Raw genomic sequence first — 16,402 nt, 5'->3', positions numbered from 1 at the left:
CCCGCCCATGTACCGCGTGTGCTTCGTCTGCACGGGCAACATATGCCGCTCCCCCATGGCCGAGTCCGTCTTCCGCGCCCACGTCACCGAGGCCGGGCTCGACGGCCTGGTCGAGGTGGACAGCGCGGGAACCGGAGGCTGGCACGAGGGCGACGGCGCCGACCCGCGCACCGTCTCCGTCCTGGAGGCCGCGGGATACGAGCAGGACCACCGGGCCCGGCAGTTCAAGGCCTCCTGGTTCGCCGGCCTCGACCTCGTCATCGCGCTCGACGCCGGGCACCAGCGCGACCTCAAGGCACTCGCGCCCACCCCGCAGGACGCCGGCAAGGTCCGGCTGCTGCGGTCCTACGATCCGGCGGCCACGACCGCGGAGAGCGACGTACCGGATCCCTACTACGGCTCCCTCGACGGGTTCGAGGAATGCCTCGAACTGGTCGAGGCGGCAAGTCCCGGCCTGCTGGCCGCCGTACGCGACGCCATCAAGGAGCACACCGCGTGAACCACGACGACGAAGCCCCCGGCGACGGCGGGGGAGACGCACAGCGGCTCGGCGACGGCACCCGGGCCGTCCGCGCCGGGCTGCCCGAGCCCGTCAAGAACGAGCCGCCGCTGCCCGGACCGGTGTTCGCCGCCCACTTCCACCTCCCCGGCGAGGTCGAGGGCCCGTACACCTACGGCCGCGACACCAACCCCACCTGGACCCTGCTCGAACAGGCCATCGGCGAACTGGAAGCGCCCGGCCAGGACGTGCACACCGTCGTCTTCGCCTCCGGCATGGCGGCGATCTCCGCCGTCCTGCTCTCCCTGGCGGGCACCGGCGACACCGTCGTCCTGCCCGATGACGGCTACCAGGCGCTGCCGCTGCTGCGGGAGCAGCTCCAGGCGTACGGGATCCACGTACGCACCGCCCCGACCGGGAACGACGCCCAGCTCACGGTGCTCGGGGGAGCCCGGCTGCTGTGGATCGAGACCCCCTCCAACCCCGGGCTGGACGTGTGCGACGTACGGCGCCTCGTGGACGCCGCGCACGCCGACGGGACCCTGGTCGCCGTCGACAACACCCTCGCCACCCCGCTCGGCCAGCGCCCCCTCGAGCTCGGCGCGGACTTCTCCGTCGCCAGCGGCACCAAGGGCCTCACCGGCCACGGCGACCTGCTGCTCGGGTACGTCGTCTGCCGCGACGCCGAACTCGCCGCCCGCGTCAGGCAGTGGCGCAAGATCGTCGGAGCCATCCCCGGCCCGATGGAGGCCTGGCTCGCCCACCGCTCGCTGGCCACCATCCAGCTGCGCGCACAGCGTCAGTGGGCCAACGCGCTGGCCGTCGCCGAGGCGCTGGCCGATCGCGCCGAGGTGACCGGGCTGCGCTATCCGGGCCTGGCCTCGGATCCGTCGCACAAGACGGCCGCCCGCCAGATGCGGGGCTTCGGGTCGGTGGTCTCCTTCACGCTGCCCGACCGCGCGTACGCCGAGCGCTTCATGACGGCCCTGCGGCTGGTCGAGGACGCCACGAGCTTCGGTGGAGTACGGTCCACGGCCGAGCGGCGCGGGCGCTGGGGCGGCGACGCCGTGCCGGAGGGGTTCATCCGCTTCTCCGCGGGGGCCGAGGACACCGAGGACCTCGTGGCAGACGTCCTGCGGGCGCTCGACCACGCTGGTGTCGGCCGCTGAGAACACTGTGGAAAGCGGTCCGAGCCTCCCCCCTCGTGGCTCGGACCGCCCCGGGTTCCGCGCGCGAAGAACCACGCGACAAGGCTAGTTGACTCTGCGTCAGAGTCCAATCACGGTAACGACAGGGGGGTATCGGCATATTTATAGTTGAAGGCCCCCACCGAGAGGTGCCTCCATGGACCTGGCCCTGCTGCGCACCTTCGTCGCCGTTCACCGGGCGGGCTCCTTCACCCGGGCCGCCGCGCTCCTGGGGCTCTCCCAGCCAGCCGTGACCTCGCAGATCCGCACCCTCGAACGCCAGTTGGGCAGGCCGCTCTTCCTCCGCCGGGCCCGGGGGGTCACCCCCACCGCCGTGGGCGACGAACTCGCCCACCAGGCCGCCCCGCACCTCGACGCCCTGCTGCGGATCACCGAGGCCGGGCGGGAGGCCGCCGGTGCCGTCCGCACGCTCCACCTCGCCGGGCCCCCCGAATTTCTGTGCCTGCGCGTGCTCCCCGCCCTCGCGCCCCTCGTCGGACAGGGCCACACCCTGCGCGTGGCCCTCCAGGCCGACGCCGAGGAAACCCTCGACGGGCTCGCCGCCGGCCACCACGACCTCGTCGTCACCACCGCACGCCCGCGGGGCGGCCTGTTCAGCGCCGCCGTGCTGTGCGACGAGGAGCACGTCCTGGTCGCCGCGCCCTACTGGGCCGCCCTCGTCGACCAGGAGCACCTGCGCGAGGAGGGGCCCGCCGCGCTGGACGGCATCCCCCTCGTCGAGGTCCACGAAACCCTCCCGCTCGTCACCCGCTACTGGGCCACCGTCTTCGACACCCGGCCCGATGCCGGGCGCGCCACCGCCAGCGTCGTCGCCCCCGACCTGCGGGCGGTCCTGGAATCCGTCCAGGCCGGTGCCGGCCTCGCCGTCCTGCCCCGCTACCTCTGCCAGGAGGCCCTCGCCGAAGGCCGCGTCGTGGCCCTCGCCGATCCCCCCGTACCGCCGCTGCGCACCTGGTTCGCGGTCGTGCGGACCGGCAGCCTCGCCCTCGCCCACCTCGCCCGGGCCCATGACCGGCTGCTGCACGCCGCCACGCTCTGGTGAACCACCGTTTCCGGCCCGTCTTTCCGGCCCGTGGCGCGTTTCAGAAGCGGAGCGGCGGGCCACTCTTCTCCCATGACCGAACGTCCCGTGGTCAAACGCACCGCCCGCGCGATCCTGCTCGACGGTGACGACCTGATCCTCATCAAGCGCACCAAGCCCGGCGTCGATCCCTACTGGCTCACCCCCGGAGGGGGAGTGGAGGCCTCGGACGCCACCGTCGTCGATGCCCTCCACCGGGAGATCCACGAAGAACTCGGCGCGAAGATCACCGATGTGGTCCCCTGTTTCGTCGACACCGTCGAACACATCGCGGACGGGGGAGTGACCGGCGTGAAGGTGCAGCACTTCTTCGTCTGCCACCTCGAATCGATGGACCCCAGCCAACGTCACGGCCCCGAGGTCGACCAGCCCGAAGGGGAGTACGAGATCGTCCGCGTGCCCTTCAGCCGCGTCGGCATCGCCGCCGTCCACCTCGTCCCACTGTCCCTGCGGCACTACCTCGACGGGAACATCGAGGGCGTCCGCGCCATGCACGCCCCCGACCTGGGCTGAGGATCCCGGCCGAGATCCCGGCTGGAACCGGTGGCACGCCCGCCGGTCTCAGCCGGCCACGCCCGCCAGCTCCTCCACCGCGTCGTGGCGGATCCGCTCGCCGGGGATCCCGATCCTCTTGAGCTCGTCGATCCCGCTGCGGATCATCGCGGGCGGCCCGGAGATGAACGCGTCGTACGAACTCCACGGCCCGTGCTCGCCGATCGCCTGCGGCAGCTGCCCGGCCAGCCCGTCGCCGACCACCGGGCGCACCGACAGCCACGGGTGGGAGCGCTGGAGACCGAGCAGGGTGTCCTTGTCGTAGAGGTCGTTGTCGCTGCGCGCCCCGAAGAACACCTCCACCGGCCGCCGCTCACCGTGCTCGGCCACGTCCTCGATCAGCGCCTTGATCGGGGCGATTCCCGTCCCCCCGCCCAGGCACAGCATCCCGTTGTCCGTCGTGTGGTCCACCACCATCGAGCCGGCCGGCGGGCCGAGGCGCAGCACGTCTCCCGGGCGGGCGTGGCGCACCAGCGCGTTGGAGACCCAACCGGCGGGGACGGCCTTGACGTGGAAGGACAGCAGCCCGTCGGCGCGCGGGGCCGAGGCGAAGGAATAGTGGCGCCACACACGCGGCCACCACGGGGTCTCCAGGCTGGCGTACTGGCCGGCCAGGAAGGGGTATGGCTGGTCGGGGCGGACCGTCAGCACCGCGATGTCCGAGGTGCGCAGATCGTGGGAGACCACCTCCGCCTGCCACCAGGCCGGGGCCTTCACCCCGTCCTCGGCCGCCGCGTCGATCATGATCTGGGAGATCGCGGTGTAGGCCCGTACCCATGCGGCCTCGGTCTCCGGCCCCCAGGTCTGCTCCGCGTAGCGGGCCAGCGCGCCGATGAGGGCCTCGCCCACCACCGGATAGTGCCCGGCCAGCGTGCCGTACTTGCGGTGCCCGGTGCCCAGCCGGCGCAGGTACGGGGTGAGCACCTCGGGATTGTCGATGTGCTCGGCGGCGGTCAGCAGCGCCTTCAGCAGCCGGTCGCGCTGCGCGTCCATGGCGGCGGGGAACATGCCCCGGACATCCGGGTGCCCGGTGAACACCAGGGCGTAGAAGTACGAGGTCACCTTGTCGGCGATCGGTGCGATCTCCCCCAGGGTCCGGCGGATGAGCACGGCATCCAGCGAAGGCTCGGTCGTGCCGCCCTCGGCGGGTATCCGGGTCGTATCCCGTCTGGCCGATCTGATGGGCGGAGCGTCCATGCGGTGCCTCGCTTCGAGCAACTCGGTCGGTCTGCACACGCCACGGCCTGTGAATCCGTGGTTCCGGGTTCCATAGCGTGCCAGCCCGCCCAGAGGCCTGTGGGGAAATGCGGAAAAACCGCGTTTCGAACCCACTTTCCTCTTAAGATGCCTCAACTCCCGGGCGTGCCACCCCTACGAGCTGGTATGCCTCCCGCAGGTCCCGGCCCTCGTAGACGTGGGTCGCACGCTCGGCCAGGTGCGGCCGCGCGTTGACCGCCACCGAGACCGGCACCGCCTCGAAGAGCACCGCGTCAGTGCTCGAATCCCCGTACGCGACACAGTCGGCCCGGGTCACCCCGAACCGCGCGCAGAGCCGGTCCGCCACCGTGACCTTGCCCTCGGGCGTCAGGATCCCTGACACGTCCACGGGCCGCGTGAAGGGGACCTCCGGGAAGACCGACCCGTGCGCGGCGTGCGCGCCCCACTCCAGCAGCAGTTCCACGAAGAAGGACGGCGACAGGGAGATCACCGCGCAGTAGTCGCCGCGCTCGCGGATCTCCCGCCACACCTCCTGGATGCCCGCGAGCCACGGTGATCCGTCGAACGCCGCCCGTACGTGCGCGGGCGTCAGATCCGCCCACAGGGCGTGCGCGGCCACCGAGAACTCCTGCGGGCCGATCTCCCGCGCACCGAAGGACCGCTCCAGCTCGGCGATCTCGGCGCTCAGCCCGAGCTGTCGGGAGATTTCGACCGGCGCCGCCGAGCCGTACATCAGTGTCCCGTCGAGGTCGAAGAGGTGCAGGAGAGTCATAACCGTCGAGGCTAGCTCCTATGTTTCACGTGAAACACCGTGTTTCACGTGAAACACCGCTTGCTTCGCGTGGAGCGTCGCCTCGATGTTTCACGTGAAACATCGACTCCACCCAAATCCTCTGGACGGTCCTGATCTGATGATCCAGTCTGGGCCGGTGACACCACCACGCCTCCATGATCTGCCGATCCGGGCGCTGACCGCGGACGATCTCCGCCACTGCGCCGACCTGTCCGAGGACCGCGGCTGGCCCCGCGAGGACCACAAGTGGGGTCTGCTCCTGGCCGCCGGAAAGGGGTACGGGATCGATGCTCCGGACGGAGCGGGACTCGCCGCCTCCTGCGTCGTCACCCGCTACGGCTATGCCCCGGCCGAGCCGGACCTCGCGGCCATCGGAATGGTCCTCGTCGCCGGCCGCTACGCCCGCCAGGGCCTGGGGCGCCGTCTGATGACGTACATCTGCGACGAGGTGCTCAAGAACATCCCCCTCACCCTGCACGCCACCCCCTACGGCCGCCCCCTCTACGAGGAGCTCGGCTTCGAGACCACGGGCCGGGCGGAGATGGTCAAGGGCACTTTCCTCCCGGACCCTTCCGAAGCCACCGGCGAGACCCCTGCCGGCACGGGCCGCGTCCGACCGGCCACCGCCGAGGACCTCCCGCGGATCGTCCGCCTGGACAACGAGGTCTTCGGCGTCGACCGGACACACATGATCACCAGGCTCCCCGCCTTCACCGACCGGCTGCTCGTCGCCGAGGACCGCGCGGGCGACCTCACCGGCTACGCCGCTCTCTGGCCCAACATGGACACCCATGTCATCGGCCCGCTGATCGCCCGCGACACGGCCGACGCCCAGGCCCTCGTCACCGCACTCGCCGCCACCACCGACCGGCCGCTGCGCACCGACGTCGACGTACGCCACGAGGCGCTCCTGGCCTGGCTCAAGGACCGCGGTCTGGCCTCCGTGGCCTTCAACGCCGTGATGACCCGGAACACCCCCGGTCTACCCGGCGACTGGACCCGCCGCTGGGCACCGCTCACCCTGGCCGCGGGCTGAAGAGGAGAACCGAACCGTGACCGACACCCCCGCCCTGGCCATCCGCCCGGCCACCGAGGCGGATCTGCCCGCCATCGTCGCGATGCTGGCCGACGACCCCCTCGGGGCCACCCGGGAATCCCCCGACGACCTCACCCCGTACCTCGCGGCTCTCAAGCGCCTGACCGAAGACCCGAACCAGCACCTGGTCGTGGCCGTCCGCGCGGACCGCGTCGTGGGCACCCTCCAGCTCACGATCGTCCCGGGCCTCTCCCGCAAGGGATCCACCCGCTCCATCATCGAAGGGGTCCGCGTCCACGCCGACGAACGCGGCAGCGGCCTGGGCACCCGATTCGTCGAATGGGCCATCGAGAAGTCCCGCGAAGAGAACTGCGACCTGGTCCAGCTGACCTCGGACGCGACCCGGACCGACGCCCACCGCTTCTACGAGCGCCTCGGCTTCGCCCCGTCCCACGTCGGGTTCAAGCTGCAACTCTGAGCGGCCGCGCCACGGGCCGGGTCGCCGTGTCGGCGGCCCGGCCTACGATCGGGAAGATGAGCACCGGCCTTCCCCTCATCAGCACCGCCGAGCGCCGCCACCGGCTCGGCCGTCGCCACCGCCTGGCTCCCTCGACCCGCGCCGCCACCGTCCCCCAGGCGGCGGACGCCGTCGTCGCCCTGCACGCCACGGACGCCGCGACCGTCTTCCTCTCCACCCGCGCCCGGCTCACCGAAGGCGGCCCCGGAGCGATCGAGCAGGCGCTGTACGAGGACGTCAGCCTCGTCCGGCTGCTCAGCATGCGCAACACGCTCTTCGCGGTCTCGACCGACCTCGCCCCGTACGTCGACTCCTCCACCGCGCGGGGCATCGCGCTCAAGGAGCGGCGCACCCTCCTCAAGCACCTCGATGAGGACGGACAGGGTCTGGACGCGGACTGGCTGGGCCGGGCCGAGAGCGCGGCGCTCGAGGCCCTCGACCACCGCGGCCCCTGCACCGGCAGCCAACTGTCCGCCGCCGTACCGGCCTTGCGCCAGAAGATCACCATCGGCCGGGGCAAGAAGTACGAGACGGAGACCGGTGTCGCGACCCGCGTCATCCGACTGCTGGCCGCCGACGGCCGGATCCGGCGGGACCGGCCGCGCGGGTCGTGGACCTCCAGCCAGTACCGCTGGGTCCACACCGAGCCCTGGCCGGCCGTACCCGCGGCCGAGGCCCGCGTCGAGATCGCCCGTCGCTGGCTGCACGCATACGGCCCGGCCACCGAGGCCGACCTCAAGTGGTGGACCGGCTGGACCCTCACCGACGCCCGCAAGGCCCTCGCGGCCGTGGGCCCCGACCAGGTGCGCCTCGACGACGGGACCACGGCCCTCGTGAGCCCCGGCGACACCGAGCCCGAACCGGCCCCGGAGCCCTGGGCCGCCCTGCTGCCCGGGCTCGACCCCAGCGGCATGGGCTGGGCCGATCGCACCTTCCACCTCGATCCCGCCCACCGGCCCGCCCTGTTCGACTACGCCGGCAACATCGGCCCCACCGTGTGGTGGAACGGAGAGATCGTCGGCGGCTGGGCCCAGCGCGGCGACGGCGAGATCGTCTGGCGGCTGCTGGGCAGCCCCGGCCGCGCCGCCGAGGAGGCGATCACCGCCGAGGCCGGCCGCCTCGCCGCATGGGTGGGCGACGCCCGCATCACCCCGCGCTTCCGCACCCCGCTCGAGCGCGAACTCGTCGCCTGAGCGAGGGAGTCAGCCGATGCCCCGCCAGCCCTGCGGGTCCACCCCGCCGGGTACCGGGGCCTGGGCGTCGTACGGCTCCCGCGTGAACACGAACGACGCCAGGTCGAGGTGGCTCAGCGAGCCGTCGGCCTTGCGCACCAACCTCAGCGTCTCTCCCGCGTAGTAGCCGGTCAGGCCCGTCCACGTGCCGTCGGGCTCCCCCCGGAAGCGGGCGGAGCGCCCGGTCGCGCCGACCGGACCCAGCTCCAGCGAGCCGTCCGCCTTCAGTCGCACCACGTAAGGCGTCGTGCCCCAGTACCAGGGACCGCACATCTCCAGCGGGACCTGCTCGGTTTCCCGGAAGGGCCGCCACGGCTGGGGGAACCGCGGCTCGGCGTCGGCCACGATCGCCACCAGGTCCGTGGCCACCGAGGAGGCCGGCAGTCCCGAGGTGCAGTTCGCGAGCACCACCGCCGCCACGTCGTCCGCCTCGCTCAGCCACAGCCCCGCGAGGAACCCCGGAAGCGATCCGCTGTGCCCGGCGAGCCGACGCTCGCCCTGGGCCATCAGCTGCATCCCCAGCCCGTAGCCGAGCTCGGCGAGGCCCGGCTCCGGCGGCGCCGCCGAGGTGCGCATCTCCCGTACGGACTCGGCGCTCAGCACCCGCTCGTCCCCGCGCAGCAGGAAGTCCGCGAACCGCGCCAAGTCCCTGGTCGTGGACCACAGCTGACCGGCCGCCGCCATCAGCCCCAGGTCCTCCAGCGGCTCGGGCAGCAGTACGTCCGCCCAGGGGTGCACCGCCCAGCCGTCCGCGTACGGGGCCTGCGGCAGCCCGCTCGTACGGTCCAGGCCCAGCGGCTCCAGCACCTCGGCCCGCAGCACCTCTTCCCACGGCTTGCCGCGCAGCGCCTCGACGAGCGAACCCAGCAGCGTGTAACCCGGGTTGGAGTAGTGGTGCCGGCTTCCCGGCGTGTGCCGGAACGGCTCGTCACCCAGGACGTCGGCGAGCTCGGGCCGCAGTGCGCCGGGCGTGCGCTCCCACCACTCGCCCGGCGTCTCCGCCGCCAGACCGCCGGTGTGGGCCAGCAACTGAGCGATGGTCACCTCGCCGGCGCCGGTGCCCGGCAGGTGCTTCTCCAGCGGATCCGCGAGCCCCAGCAGCCCTTCGTCCCGCAGCCGCATCACGAGAACGGCGGTGAAGGTCTTGCTGATCGAGCCGATCCGGTACTGGACGTTGCCGTCCGGAGCGTGCCCCTCCAGGGAGGTCCGGGCGCCCTCCCAGACCACGTCCCCGCCGCGCACGACGGCCGCCACCACGGACGGCGCCCGCCCTTCACTCTGCGCGACGGCGATCCGGTGCCTCAGCGCACGGCGGGTCGAGGCAAGAAGTTCCAGGTCCTCAGCAAGGTCGTCCATGGGGCGGATGCTACGTGTTGGCCATGTCCACGAACCGCGAATAGTGGCCCTGGAAGGCCACGGTGATCGTCGCCGTCGGGCCGTTACGGTGCTTCGCCACGATCAGGTCGGCCTCACCCGCGCGGGGCGACTCCTTCTCGTAGGCGTCCTCACGGTGCAGCAGGATCACCATGTCGGCGTCCTGCTCGATCGAGCCCGACTCACGCAGGTCGGAGACCATCGGCTTCTTGTCGGTGCGCTGTTCCGGGCCACGGTTCAGCTGGGAGAGCGCGATCACCGGGACCTCTAGCTCCTTCGCCAGCAGCTTGAGGTTTCGGGACATGTCCGAGACCTCCTGCTGGCGGCTCTCGGGACGGCGGGAACCGCCCGACTGCATCAGCTGGAGGTAGTCGATGACCACGAGCGAGAGGTCGTTGCGCTGTTTGAGCCGACGGCACTTGGCCCGGATCTCCATCATCGACAGGTTGGGGGAGTCGTCGATGTACAGGGGGGCCGCGGAGACGTCCGGCATCCGGCGGGCCAGCCGGGTCCAGTCGTCGTCCGTCATCGTCCCGGAGCGCATGTGGTGCAGCGCCACCCGGGCCTCCGCCGACAGCAGGCGCATCGCGATCTCGTTGCGCCCCATTTCGAGGGAGAAGATCACGCTCGGCAGGTTGCTCTTGATGGAGCATGCCCGGGCGAAGTCCAGCGCCAGCGTGGACTTGCCCATCGCGGGACGGGCGGCGATGACGATCATCTGGCCGGGGTGCAGGCCGTTGGTCAGCGAGTCGAGGTCAGTGAAGCCGGTCGGAACACCCGACATCTGGCCGCTGCGCGATCCGATCGCCTCGATCTCGTCGAGAGCGCCCTCCATGATGTCGCCCAGCGGCAGGTAGTCCTCGGAGGTCCGCTGCTCGGTGACGGCGTAGATCTCGGCCTGGGCGCTGTTGACGATCTCGTCGACGTCACCGTCGGCGGCGTAGCCCATCTGCGTGATCTTCGTACCAGCGGCGACGAGGCGGCGCAGCACGGCCCGCTCGTGGACGATCTCCGCGTAGTACTCGGCGTTCGCCGCGGTCGGGACGGACTGCACCAGCGTGTGCAGGTAGGAGGCCCCGCCGACCTTGCCGATCTCCCCGCGCCGGGTCAGTTCGGCACCGATGGTGATCGGGTCAGCCGGCTCGCCCTTGGCGTACAGGTCGAGGATGGCCTGGTAGATCGTCTCGTGCGAGGGCCGGTAGAAGTCGTGCCCCTTGAGGACCTCGACCACGTCGGCGATGGCGTCCTTGGACAGCAGCATGCCGCCGAGGACCGACTGCTCGGCGTCGAGGTCCTGCGGGGGGACCCGCTCGAAGCCGCCGCCACCACCGTCCCAGGAGCCGCCCTCGCGCCCCCGGTCGTGCTGTTCGTCCCCGCGGCCACGGCCCTCGCTGTTGCGGCGGGTACGGGCGGGCAGACGGTCGCCCGGACCACTGTCGGCCCAGGGGTCGTCCATGGGCTCGGGCATGCTCACCGGGCCGCCTCCTCCCGTCCGCAACGCGGACCTCGCCGTGTCACTCTTTCTACGACACGGCTCTGACATTTGGGGCACCCGAATCCGCCGTCGGCGAGTCGGGCAACGCACCACGGTAGGGCCGCGAGCGGCGTCAGCCAATCTTGTTATCCACAGGCTGTGTGGATGAGATGTGGATGACGGCGCCAATGCTGTGGGTAAGTCGCCGGAAGCTGTGCACGGACCGGGGGACGACGCTGTGGACAAAATCACCCGACCCACCTCAGCACCCCACCTGACCTGGCATTTTCCCGTCCGGAGCCAGAGTGGCGGAAAAATCTTGGGACCCATCTCAAGATCACCTCCAAAGGGTCGGGAGGAACGCGCAAGTCAGGGCATCAGTAAGGACCCAAAGGCCCTTGCATCTATTACCTGTGGAAGATTAGATTGAGCACATGACACAGGCCCCCGCAGCACCGAAGGCTGCGCCGAGACGGCACGACCGCGAGATATTCGCACTCGCCGTCCCCGCCTTCGGCGCACTCGTCGCCGAACCCCTCTTCGTGATGGCCGACAGCGCCATCGTGGGACACCTCGGCACCCCTCAGCTGGCGGGCCTCGGCATCGCGGCCGCTCTGCTCACCACCGCCGTCAGCGTCTTCGTCTTCCTCGCCTACGCCACCACCGCGGCCGTTTCCCGCCGGGTAGGAGCGGGCGACCTCCAGGCCGCGATCCGGCAGGGCATGGACGGCATCTGGCTCGCCCTGCTGCTCGGTGCGGCCGTGATCGCCGTGGTCCTGCCCGCCGCCCCGTGGCTGATCTCCCTCTTCGGAGCCTCCGACACCGTCGCCCCGTACGCGATCACCTATCTGCGGATCTCCGCACTCGGCATCCCGGCCATGCTCATGGTCCTGGCCGCCACCGGTGTCATCCGCGGCCTCCAGGACACCCGCACCCCGCTGTACGTCGCCGTCGGGGGCTTCGGCCTCAACGCGGGCCTGAACGCCCTCCTCGTCTACGGCGCCGGTCTCGGGATCGCCGGCTCCGCCTGGGGCACGGTCATCGCCCAGTGCGCCATGGCCGCCGCCTACCTGGTCGTCGTCGTACGCGGGGCCCGGCGACACGGTGCTTCGCTACGGCCCGACCTCGCGGGGATCCGGGCCTGCGCACAGGCCGGCGCACCTCTGCTGGTCCGCACCCTGTCCCTGCGCGCCATCCTGATGATCGCGACCGCCGTGGCGGCCCGGCTCGGCGACGCCGACATCGCGGCCCACCAGATCCTGCTCTCGCTGTGGAGCCTGCTCGCCTTCGCCCTGGACGCCATCGCGATCGCCGGGCAGGCCATCATCGGCCGCTATCTGGGTGCGGGCGACACCAACGGCGCCAAGGCGGTCTGCCGCCGCATGGTGCAGTGGGGGATCGCCACGGGCATCGTCCTCGGCCTGCTGGTCGTCCTGACCCGCCCCGTGTTCATTCCGCTGTTCACCAGCGATCCGGTGGTGAAGGACGCCCTGCTGCCCGCCCTGCTCGTGGTGGCCCTCTCCCAGCCCGTCTCCGGCATCGTCTTCGTACTGGACGGGGTCCTGATGGGCGCGGGAGACGGCGGCTACCTGGCCTGGGCGATGCTGGTGACGCTGGCCGTGTTCACCCCGGCGGCGTTCCTCGTCCCGACCGTGGGAGGCGGCCTGACGACGCTCTGGTGGGCGATGACCCTGATGATGCTGGTCCGTATGGTCACCCTCCAGCTGCGGGCCCGCTCGGGCCGCTGGCTGGTCGCGGGAGCCACCCGTTGAACCGGGGGATGTTTCACGTGAAACATCCCCTCCATCGCCGACGCAGCCGTGTTTCACGTGAAACACAGCTGCGTCCGACAACGACGAAGGGCCGCACCCCAGAGGGGTGCGGCCCTTCACGTGCAGCCCTTAGGCGGCGACGACCTCGATGCCCACGTTCGCGGCCACGTCGGCGTGCAGACGCACGGAGACCTGGTACGAACCGAGGGTCTTGATCGGGGAGCCCAGCTCAACGCGGCGCTTGTCGACCTTCGGGCCACCGGAAGCCTCGATCGCCGTGGCGATGTCGGCCGGGGTCACGGAGCCGAAGAGACGACCGGCGTCACCCGCGCGGGTGGCCAGACGGACCTTCACACCCTCGAGCTTGGCCTTGACCTCGTTGGCCTGCTCGATGGTCGCGATCTCGTGGATCTTGCGGGCGCGGCGGATCTGCGCCACGTCCTTCTCGCCACCCTTGGTCCAGCGGATCGCGAAACCACGCGGGACCAGGTAGTTGCGAGCGTAACCGTCCTTGACGTCGACGACATCGCCGGCGGCACCGAGGCCAGAGACCTCGTGGGTCAGGATGATCTTCATTAGTCGGTCACCCTTTCCTTATCGCGCGGTGGACGTGTAGGGCAGCAGCGCCATCTCACGGCTGTTCTTGACGGCCGTGGCGACGTCACGCTGGTGCTGCGTGCAGTTGCCGGTAACGCGGCGGGCACGGATCTTGCCGCGGTCGGAAATGAACTTCCGCAGCATGTTCGTGTCCTTGTAGTCCACGTACGCGGTCTTGTCCTTGCAGAACGCGCAGACCTTCTTCTTAGGCTTGCGCACAGGCGGCTTCGCCATTGTGTCTCTCCTGTGTGATCAAGAAGTTTGGATGCGAGCTGCCCTAGAAGGGCGGCTCGTCCGAGTAGCCACCACCGGAGCCGCCGGAGCTTCCGCCCCAACCGCCCCCGTTGCCGCCCTGCTGCTGGCCGCCGGCCGGCGCGCTGGACGCCCACGGGTCGTCGGAGGGAGCTCCGCCGCCCTGAGGTGCGCCGCCGCTGGGGGCTCCGCCCCAGCCACCGCCGCCGCCCTGCTGCTGACCGCCGCCGTATCCACCCTGGCCACCGCGACCGGTGGTCTTGGCGACCTTGGCCGTGGCGTTCTTCAGGCTGGGGCCGACTTCCTCGACGTCCAGCTCGTAGACCGTGCGCTTGACACCCTCACGGTCCTCGTACGACCGCTGCCTCAGCCGGCCCTGCACGATGACGCGCATGCCTCGCTGAAGGGACTCGGCGACGTTCTCCGCCGCCTGCCGCCACACCGAGCAGGTCAGGAACAGGCTCTCGCCGTCCTTCCACTCATTGGTCTGACGGTCGAAGGTGCGGGGGGTGGACGCGACACGGAACTTCGCGACCGCCGCACCCGAGGGGGTGAAGCGCAGCTCGGGGTCGTCGACGAGATTGCCGACGACCGTGATGACGGTCTCGCCTGCCATGGATGAACCTCTCGGCGGGGATTGCTTCTGGGCTGCTGTGCTACTCGATCCCGATTACCGCTGAACCGAAGTTCAGTGGGTCTCGGGGCGAAGGACCTTGGTCCGGAGAACCGACTCGTTCAGGTTCATCTGTCGGTCAAGCTCCTTGACGACCGCAGGCTCGGCCTGGAGGTCGATGACCGAGTAGATGCCCTCGGGCTTCTTCTTGATCTCGTAAGCGAGACGACGACGGCCCCAGGTGTCGACCTTCTCGACCTTTCCGTTGCCCTCACGGACGACGGAGAGGAAGTTCTCGATCAGCGGGGAGACAGCGCGCTCCTCGAGATCGGGGTCGAGGATGACCATCACTTCGTAGTGACGCATGTGGAACCCACCTCCTTTGGACTCAGCGGCCACGGTCGTTCCGTGGCAGGAGGGTCGTGATGCGTGCGCACGGCGTCCACAGAGCAGACACCGCGCAGCTGTACAGACTACCTGCTCGGCTCCTTCCGGTTGAAATCCGACGGCAGGGGGACACAATCTGTATCCATCGGGTGTGCTCGGTGCTATGCCCCCCGGCCCCTCGGGAGGCGGCCCCCGCAGCACCGCTCTAGCCAGGAGGTGCCTCCGATGGCACAGGCAATGCGACCGCAGTCCCAGATCTCGCTGCTCGCGACCGACGGCAAGCCCCATCCGCTGCAGGACACCCTGATGGCGGTCACGCTGGTCCTCGGTGCCGTGGCGTTCATCACGGCGTTCTTCCACAACCTGCACCTGCTCAGCTCGTGGACAGGGCTCATCGGAATCCTGACCGGTGCGTACGGACAGTTCATCTCCGTCACGACACGCGAGCGCTTCGCGCTGATCATCGGCCTTGGCGCAGCTGCCATCGGCTTCTTCCTCGGAATGGCACACGGCGGCCTCTTCGGCGGCTGGCTCGGCTGACCGGGGGAACCTCCGCGACGGGGCGCCGGCCGGCCACGGCTCAGGCACCGGCCTGTCCCCCAGATGGGTGGCGCCCCCGTCGCAGTAGGCTTCGCGCCATAGCCAGCGAAGCCGCCGGAGGAGACACCCCGCATGAGCCTGTCCCTGAGCACCATCAGCCGAGAGCAGCATCTGGCGTACCTCCAGAGCCTGCCGTCGGCTAGCCACTGCCAGGTCCCGGCATGGGCCGACGTCAAGAACGAGTGGCGCTCGGAGAACCTCGGTTGGTTCGACAAGTCCGGTGAACTCGTCGGTGTCGCGCTCGTGTTGTACCGCCAGCTGCCCAAGGTGAAGCGATACCTCGCGTACCTGCCCGAGGGCCCGGTCATCAACTGGTACGCCCCGAACCTGGAGGAGTGGATCCAGCCGATGCTGGCCCACCTCAAGAACCAGGGCGCCTTCACCGTGAAGATGGGCCCGCCGGTCGTCATCCGCCGGTGGAACTCGGCCGCCATCAAGGCCGGCATCCAGGACCCGGAGGTCAAGCGCCTGCGCGACGTGGAGGCCTCGGTCATCGAGCCCCGCGCCTTCGAGGTGTCCGACAAGCTGCGCCGCATGGGCTGGCAGCAGGCGGAGGACGGCGGTGCCGGGTTCGGCGACGTCCAGCCCCGCTACGTCTTCCAGGTACCGCTGGCGAACCGCTCGCTGGACGACGTCCTCAAGGGCTTCAACCAGCTGTGGCGCCGCAACATCAAGAAGGCCGAGAAGGCCGGCGTCGAGGTCGTCCAGGGCGGCTACGACGACCTGCCGACCTGGCAGCACCTGTACGAGATCACGGCCGAGCGCGACAAGTTCCGCCCGCGCCCGCTCAGCTACTTCCAGCGCCAGTGGACGGCCCTCAACTCCGAGGACCCCAACCGGATGCGCCTCTACATCGCCAAGCACGAGGGGGAGCCGCTGGCCGCCGCCACGATGCTCACCGTCGGCCAGCACGTCTGGTACTCGTACGGCGCCTCCGCCAACCACAAGCGCGAGGTGCGCCCCTCGAACGCCATGCAGTGGCGCATGCTGCGCGATTCCTACGCGCTGGGCGCCAGCGTCTACGACCTGCGCGGCATCTCTGACACGCTGGACGAGAACGACCACCTGTTCGGTCTGATCCAGTTCAAGGTCGGCACGGGCGGCGAGGCCGTCGAGTACGTCGGCGAGTGGGACTTCCCGCTCAACAAGGTGCTGCACAAGGCGCTCGACATCTACATGTCGCGTCGCTGACTCCAC

The 16,402-nt window shown here is 70.4% G+C and carries 18 protein-coding genes; 10 read left to right on the top strand and 8 right to left on the bottom strand.

Features of this window, described 5'->3' with window-relative positions; translation table 11 throughout:
- Positions 1-7 precede the first annotated feature (7 nt).
- From ACGFYU_RS14385 to ACGFYU_RS14370, 4 genes are all read left to right on the top strand, one after another.
- Positions 8-499, top strand: coding sequence for a low molecular weight protein-tyrosine-phosphatase (locus ACGFYU_RS14385; protein WP_393827598.1), 492 nt, complete (start codon positions 8-10; stop codon positions 497-499).
- Positions 496-1,668, top strand: a complete 1,173-nt coding sequence (locus ACGFYU_RS14380) for a cystathionine gamma-lyase (RefSeq protein ID WP_393827597.1) — start codon at positions 496-498, stop codon at positions 1,666-1,668. The genes ACGFYU_RS14385 and ACGFYU_RS14380 overlap by 4 nt, the downstream gene beginning before the upstream one ends.
- A gap of 175 nt (positions 1,669-1,843) precedes the next feature.
- Positions 1,844-2,749, top strand: a complete 906-nt coding sequence (locus tag ACGFYU_RS14375) for a LysR family transcriptional regulator (RefSeq protein WP_393827596.1) — start codon at positions 1,844-1,846, stop codon at positions 2,747-2,749.
- A 72-nt stretch (positions 2,750-2,821) separates the two neighbouring features.
- Positions 2,822-3,301, top strand: coding sequence for an NUDIX domain-containing protein (locus tag ACGFYU_RS14370; RefSeq protein ID WP_382635528.1), 480 nt, complete (start codon positions 2,822-2,824; stop codon positions 3,299-3,301).
- Between the two features lie 48 nt (positions 3,302-3,349).
- Here ACGFYU_RS14370 and ACGFYU_RS14365 read toward each other — a convergent pair whose 3' ends face one another.
- Both ACGFYU_RS14365 and ACGFYU_RS14360 read right to left on the bottom strand, forming a co-directional pair.
- Complete coding sequence (locus ACGFYU_RS14365) at positions 3,350-4,537, bottom strand: globin domain-containing protein (RefSeq protein ID WP_393827595.1); 1,188 nt, start codon at positions 4,535-4,537, stop codon at positions 3,350-3,352.
- Positions 4,538-4,679: 142 nt separating this feature from the next.
- Positions 4,680-5,330 (bottom strand): HAD family hydrolase, encoded by a 651-nt coding sequence (locus tag ACGFYU_RS14360; protein WP_393827594.1) that lies wholly within the window; start codon positions 5,328-5,330, stop codon positions 4,680-4,682.
- A 157-nt stretch (positions 5,331-5,487) separates the two neighbouring features.
- Here ACGFYU_RS14360 and ACGFYU_RS14355 point away from each other — a divergent pair, with 157 nt between their 5' ends.
- The 3 genes from ACGFYU_RS14355 to ACGFYU_RS14345 are packed head-to-tail and all read left to right on the top strand — an operon-like array spanning position 5,488 to position 8,097.
- On the top strand, positions 5,488-6,387 hold the full coding sequence (locus ACGFYU_RS14355) for a GNAT family N-acetyltransferase (protein ID WP_393827593.1): 900 nt from the start codon (positions 5,488-5,490) through the stop codon (positions 6,385-6,387).
- A 16-nt stretch (positions 6,388-6,403) separates the two neighbouring features.
- On the top strand, positions 6,404-6,865 hold the full coding sequence (locus ACGFYU_RS14350) for a GNAT family N-acetyltransferase (protein ID WP_393827592.1): 462 nt from the start codon (positions 6,404-6,406) through the stop codon (positions 6,863-6,865).
- A gap of 56 nt (positions 6,866-6,921) precedes the next feature.
- On the top strand, positions 6,922-8,097 hold the full coding sequence (locus ACGFYU_RS14345) for a winged helix DNA-binding domain-containing protein (RefSeq protein WP_393827591.1): 1,176 nt from the start codon (positions 6,922-6,924) through the stop codon (positions 8,095-8,097).
- A gap of 9 nt (positions 8,098-8,106) precedes the next feature.
- On the opposite strand, the gene ACGFYU_RS14340 is transcribed toward ACGFYU_RS14345, so the two are convergent.
- Together ACGFYU_RS14340 and dnaB are read right to left on the bottom strand one after the other, a co-directional pair.
- The gene (locus tag ACGFYU_RS14340) at positions 8,107-9,492 is read right to left on the bottom strand and encodes a serine hydrolase domain-containing protein (protein WP_393827590.1); all 1,386 of its coding nucleotides are present in this window, start codon (positions 9,490-9,492) and stop codon (positions 8,107-8,109) included.
- 10 nt (positions 9,493-9,502) lie between these two features.
- Positions 9,503-10,966, bottom strand: a complete 1,464-nt coding sequence (gene dnaB, locus ACGFYU_RS14335; RefSeq protein WP_393827773.1) for a replicative DNA helicase — start codon at positions 10,964-10,966, stop codon at positions 9,503-9,505.
- Between the two features lie 452 nt (positions 10,967-11,418).
- On the opposite strand from dnaB, the gene ACGFYU_RS14330 reads away from it, so the two are divergent.
- Positions 11,419-12,756 (top strand): MATE family efflux transporter, encoded by a 1,338-nt coding sequence (locus ACGFYU_RS14330; RefSeq protein ID WP_393827589.1) that lies wholly within the window; start codon positions 11,419-11,421, stop codon positions 12,754-12,756.
- Positions 12,757-12,885: 129 nt separating this feature from the next.
- Here the strand turns inward: ACGFYU_RS14330 and rplI are convergent, their stop codons facing one another.
- From rplI to rpsF, 4 genes are all read right to left on the bottom strand, one after another.
- The gene (gene rplI, locus ACGFYU_RS14325) at positions 12,886-13,332 is read right to left on the bottom strand and encodes a 50S ribosomal protein L9 (RefSeq protein ID WP_031156063.1); all 447 of its coding nucleotides are present in this window, start codon (positions 13,330-13,332) and stop codon (positions 12,886-12,888) included.
- Between the two features lie 18 nt (positions 13,333-13,350).
- Positions 13,351-13,587, bottom strand: a complete 237-nt coding sequence (gene rpsR / locus ACGFYU_RS14320) for a 30S ribosomal protein S18 (RefSeq protein ID WP_005315025.1) — start codon at positions 13,585-13,587, stop codon at positions 13,351-13,353.
- Between the two features lie 43 nt (positions 13,588-13,630).
- Positions 13,631-14,221 (bottom strand): single-stranded DNA-binding protein, encoded by a 591-nt coding sequence (locus tag ACGFYU_RS14315; protein WP_393827588.1) that lies wholly within the window; start codon positions 14,219-14,221, stop codon positions 13,631-13,633.
- 72 nt (positions 14,222-14,293) lie between these two features.
- Entirely contained in the window at positions 14,294-14,584 is a 291-nt protein-coding gene (gene rpsF / locus ACGFYU_RS14310) for a 30S ribosomal protein S6 (protein WP_004950685.1), read from the bottom strand.
- Between the two features lie 246 nt (positions 14,585-14,830).
- Between rpsF and ACGFYU_RS14305 the strand changes: the two genes are divergently transcribed.
- Positions 14,831-15,145: a hypothetical protein gene (locus ACGFYU_RS14305; RefSeq protein WP_393827587.1), complete on the top strand. Its 315-nt coding sequence runs from the start codon at positions 14,831-14,833 to the stop codon at positions 15,143-15,145.
- Positions 15,146-15,277: 132 nt separating this feature from the next.
- Complete coding sequence (locus tag ACGFYU_RS14300; protein ID WP_393827586.1) at positions 15,278-16,396, top strand: lipid II:glycine glycyltransferase FemX; 1,119 nt, start codon at positions 15,278-15,280, stop codon at positions 16,394-16,396.
- The last annotated feature ends 6 nt before the right edge of the window (positions 16,397-16,402 follow it).

It is taken from the genome of Streptomyces sp. NPDC048337 (assembly GCF_043201175.1).
Classification (GTDB): Bacteria; Actinomycetota; Actinomycetes; order Streptomycetales; family Streptomycetaceae; genus Streptomyces.
The sequence above is the reverse complement of the archived record's forward strand: the minus strand, read 5'-3'. Positions and strand labels throughout refer to the sequence as shown.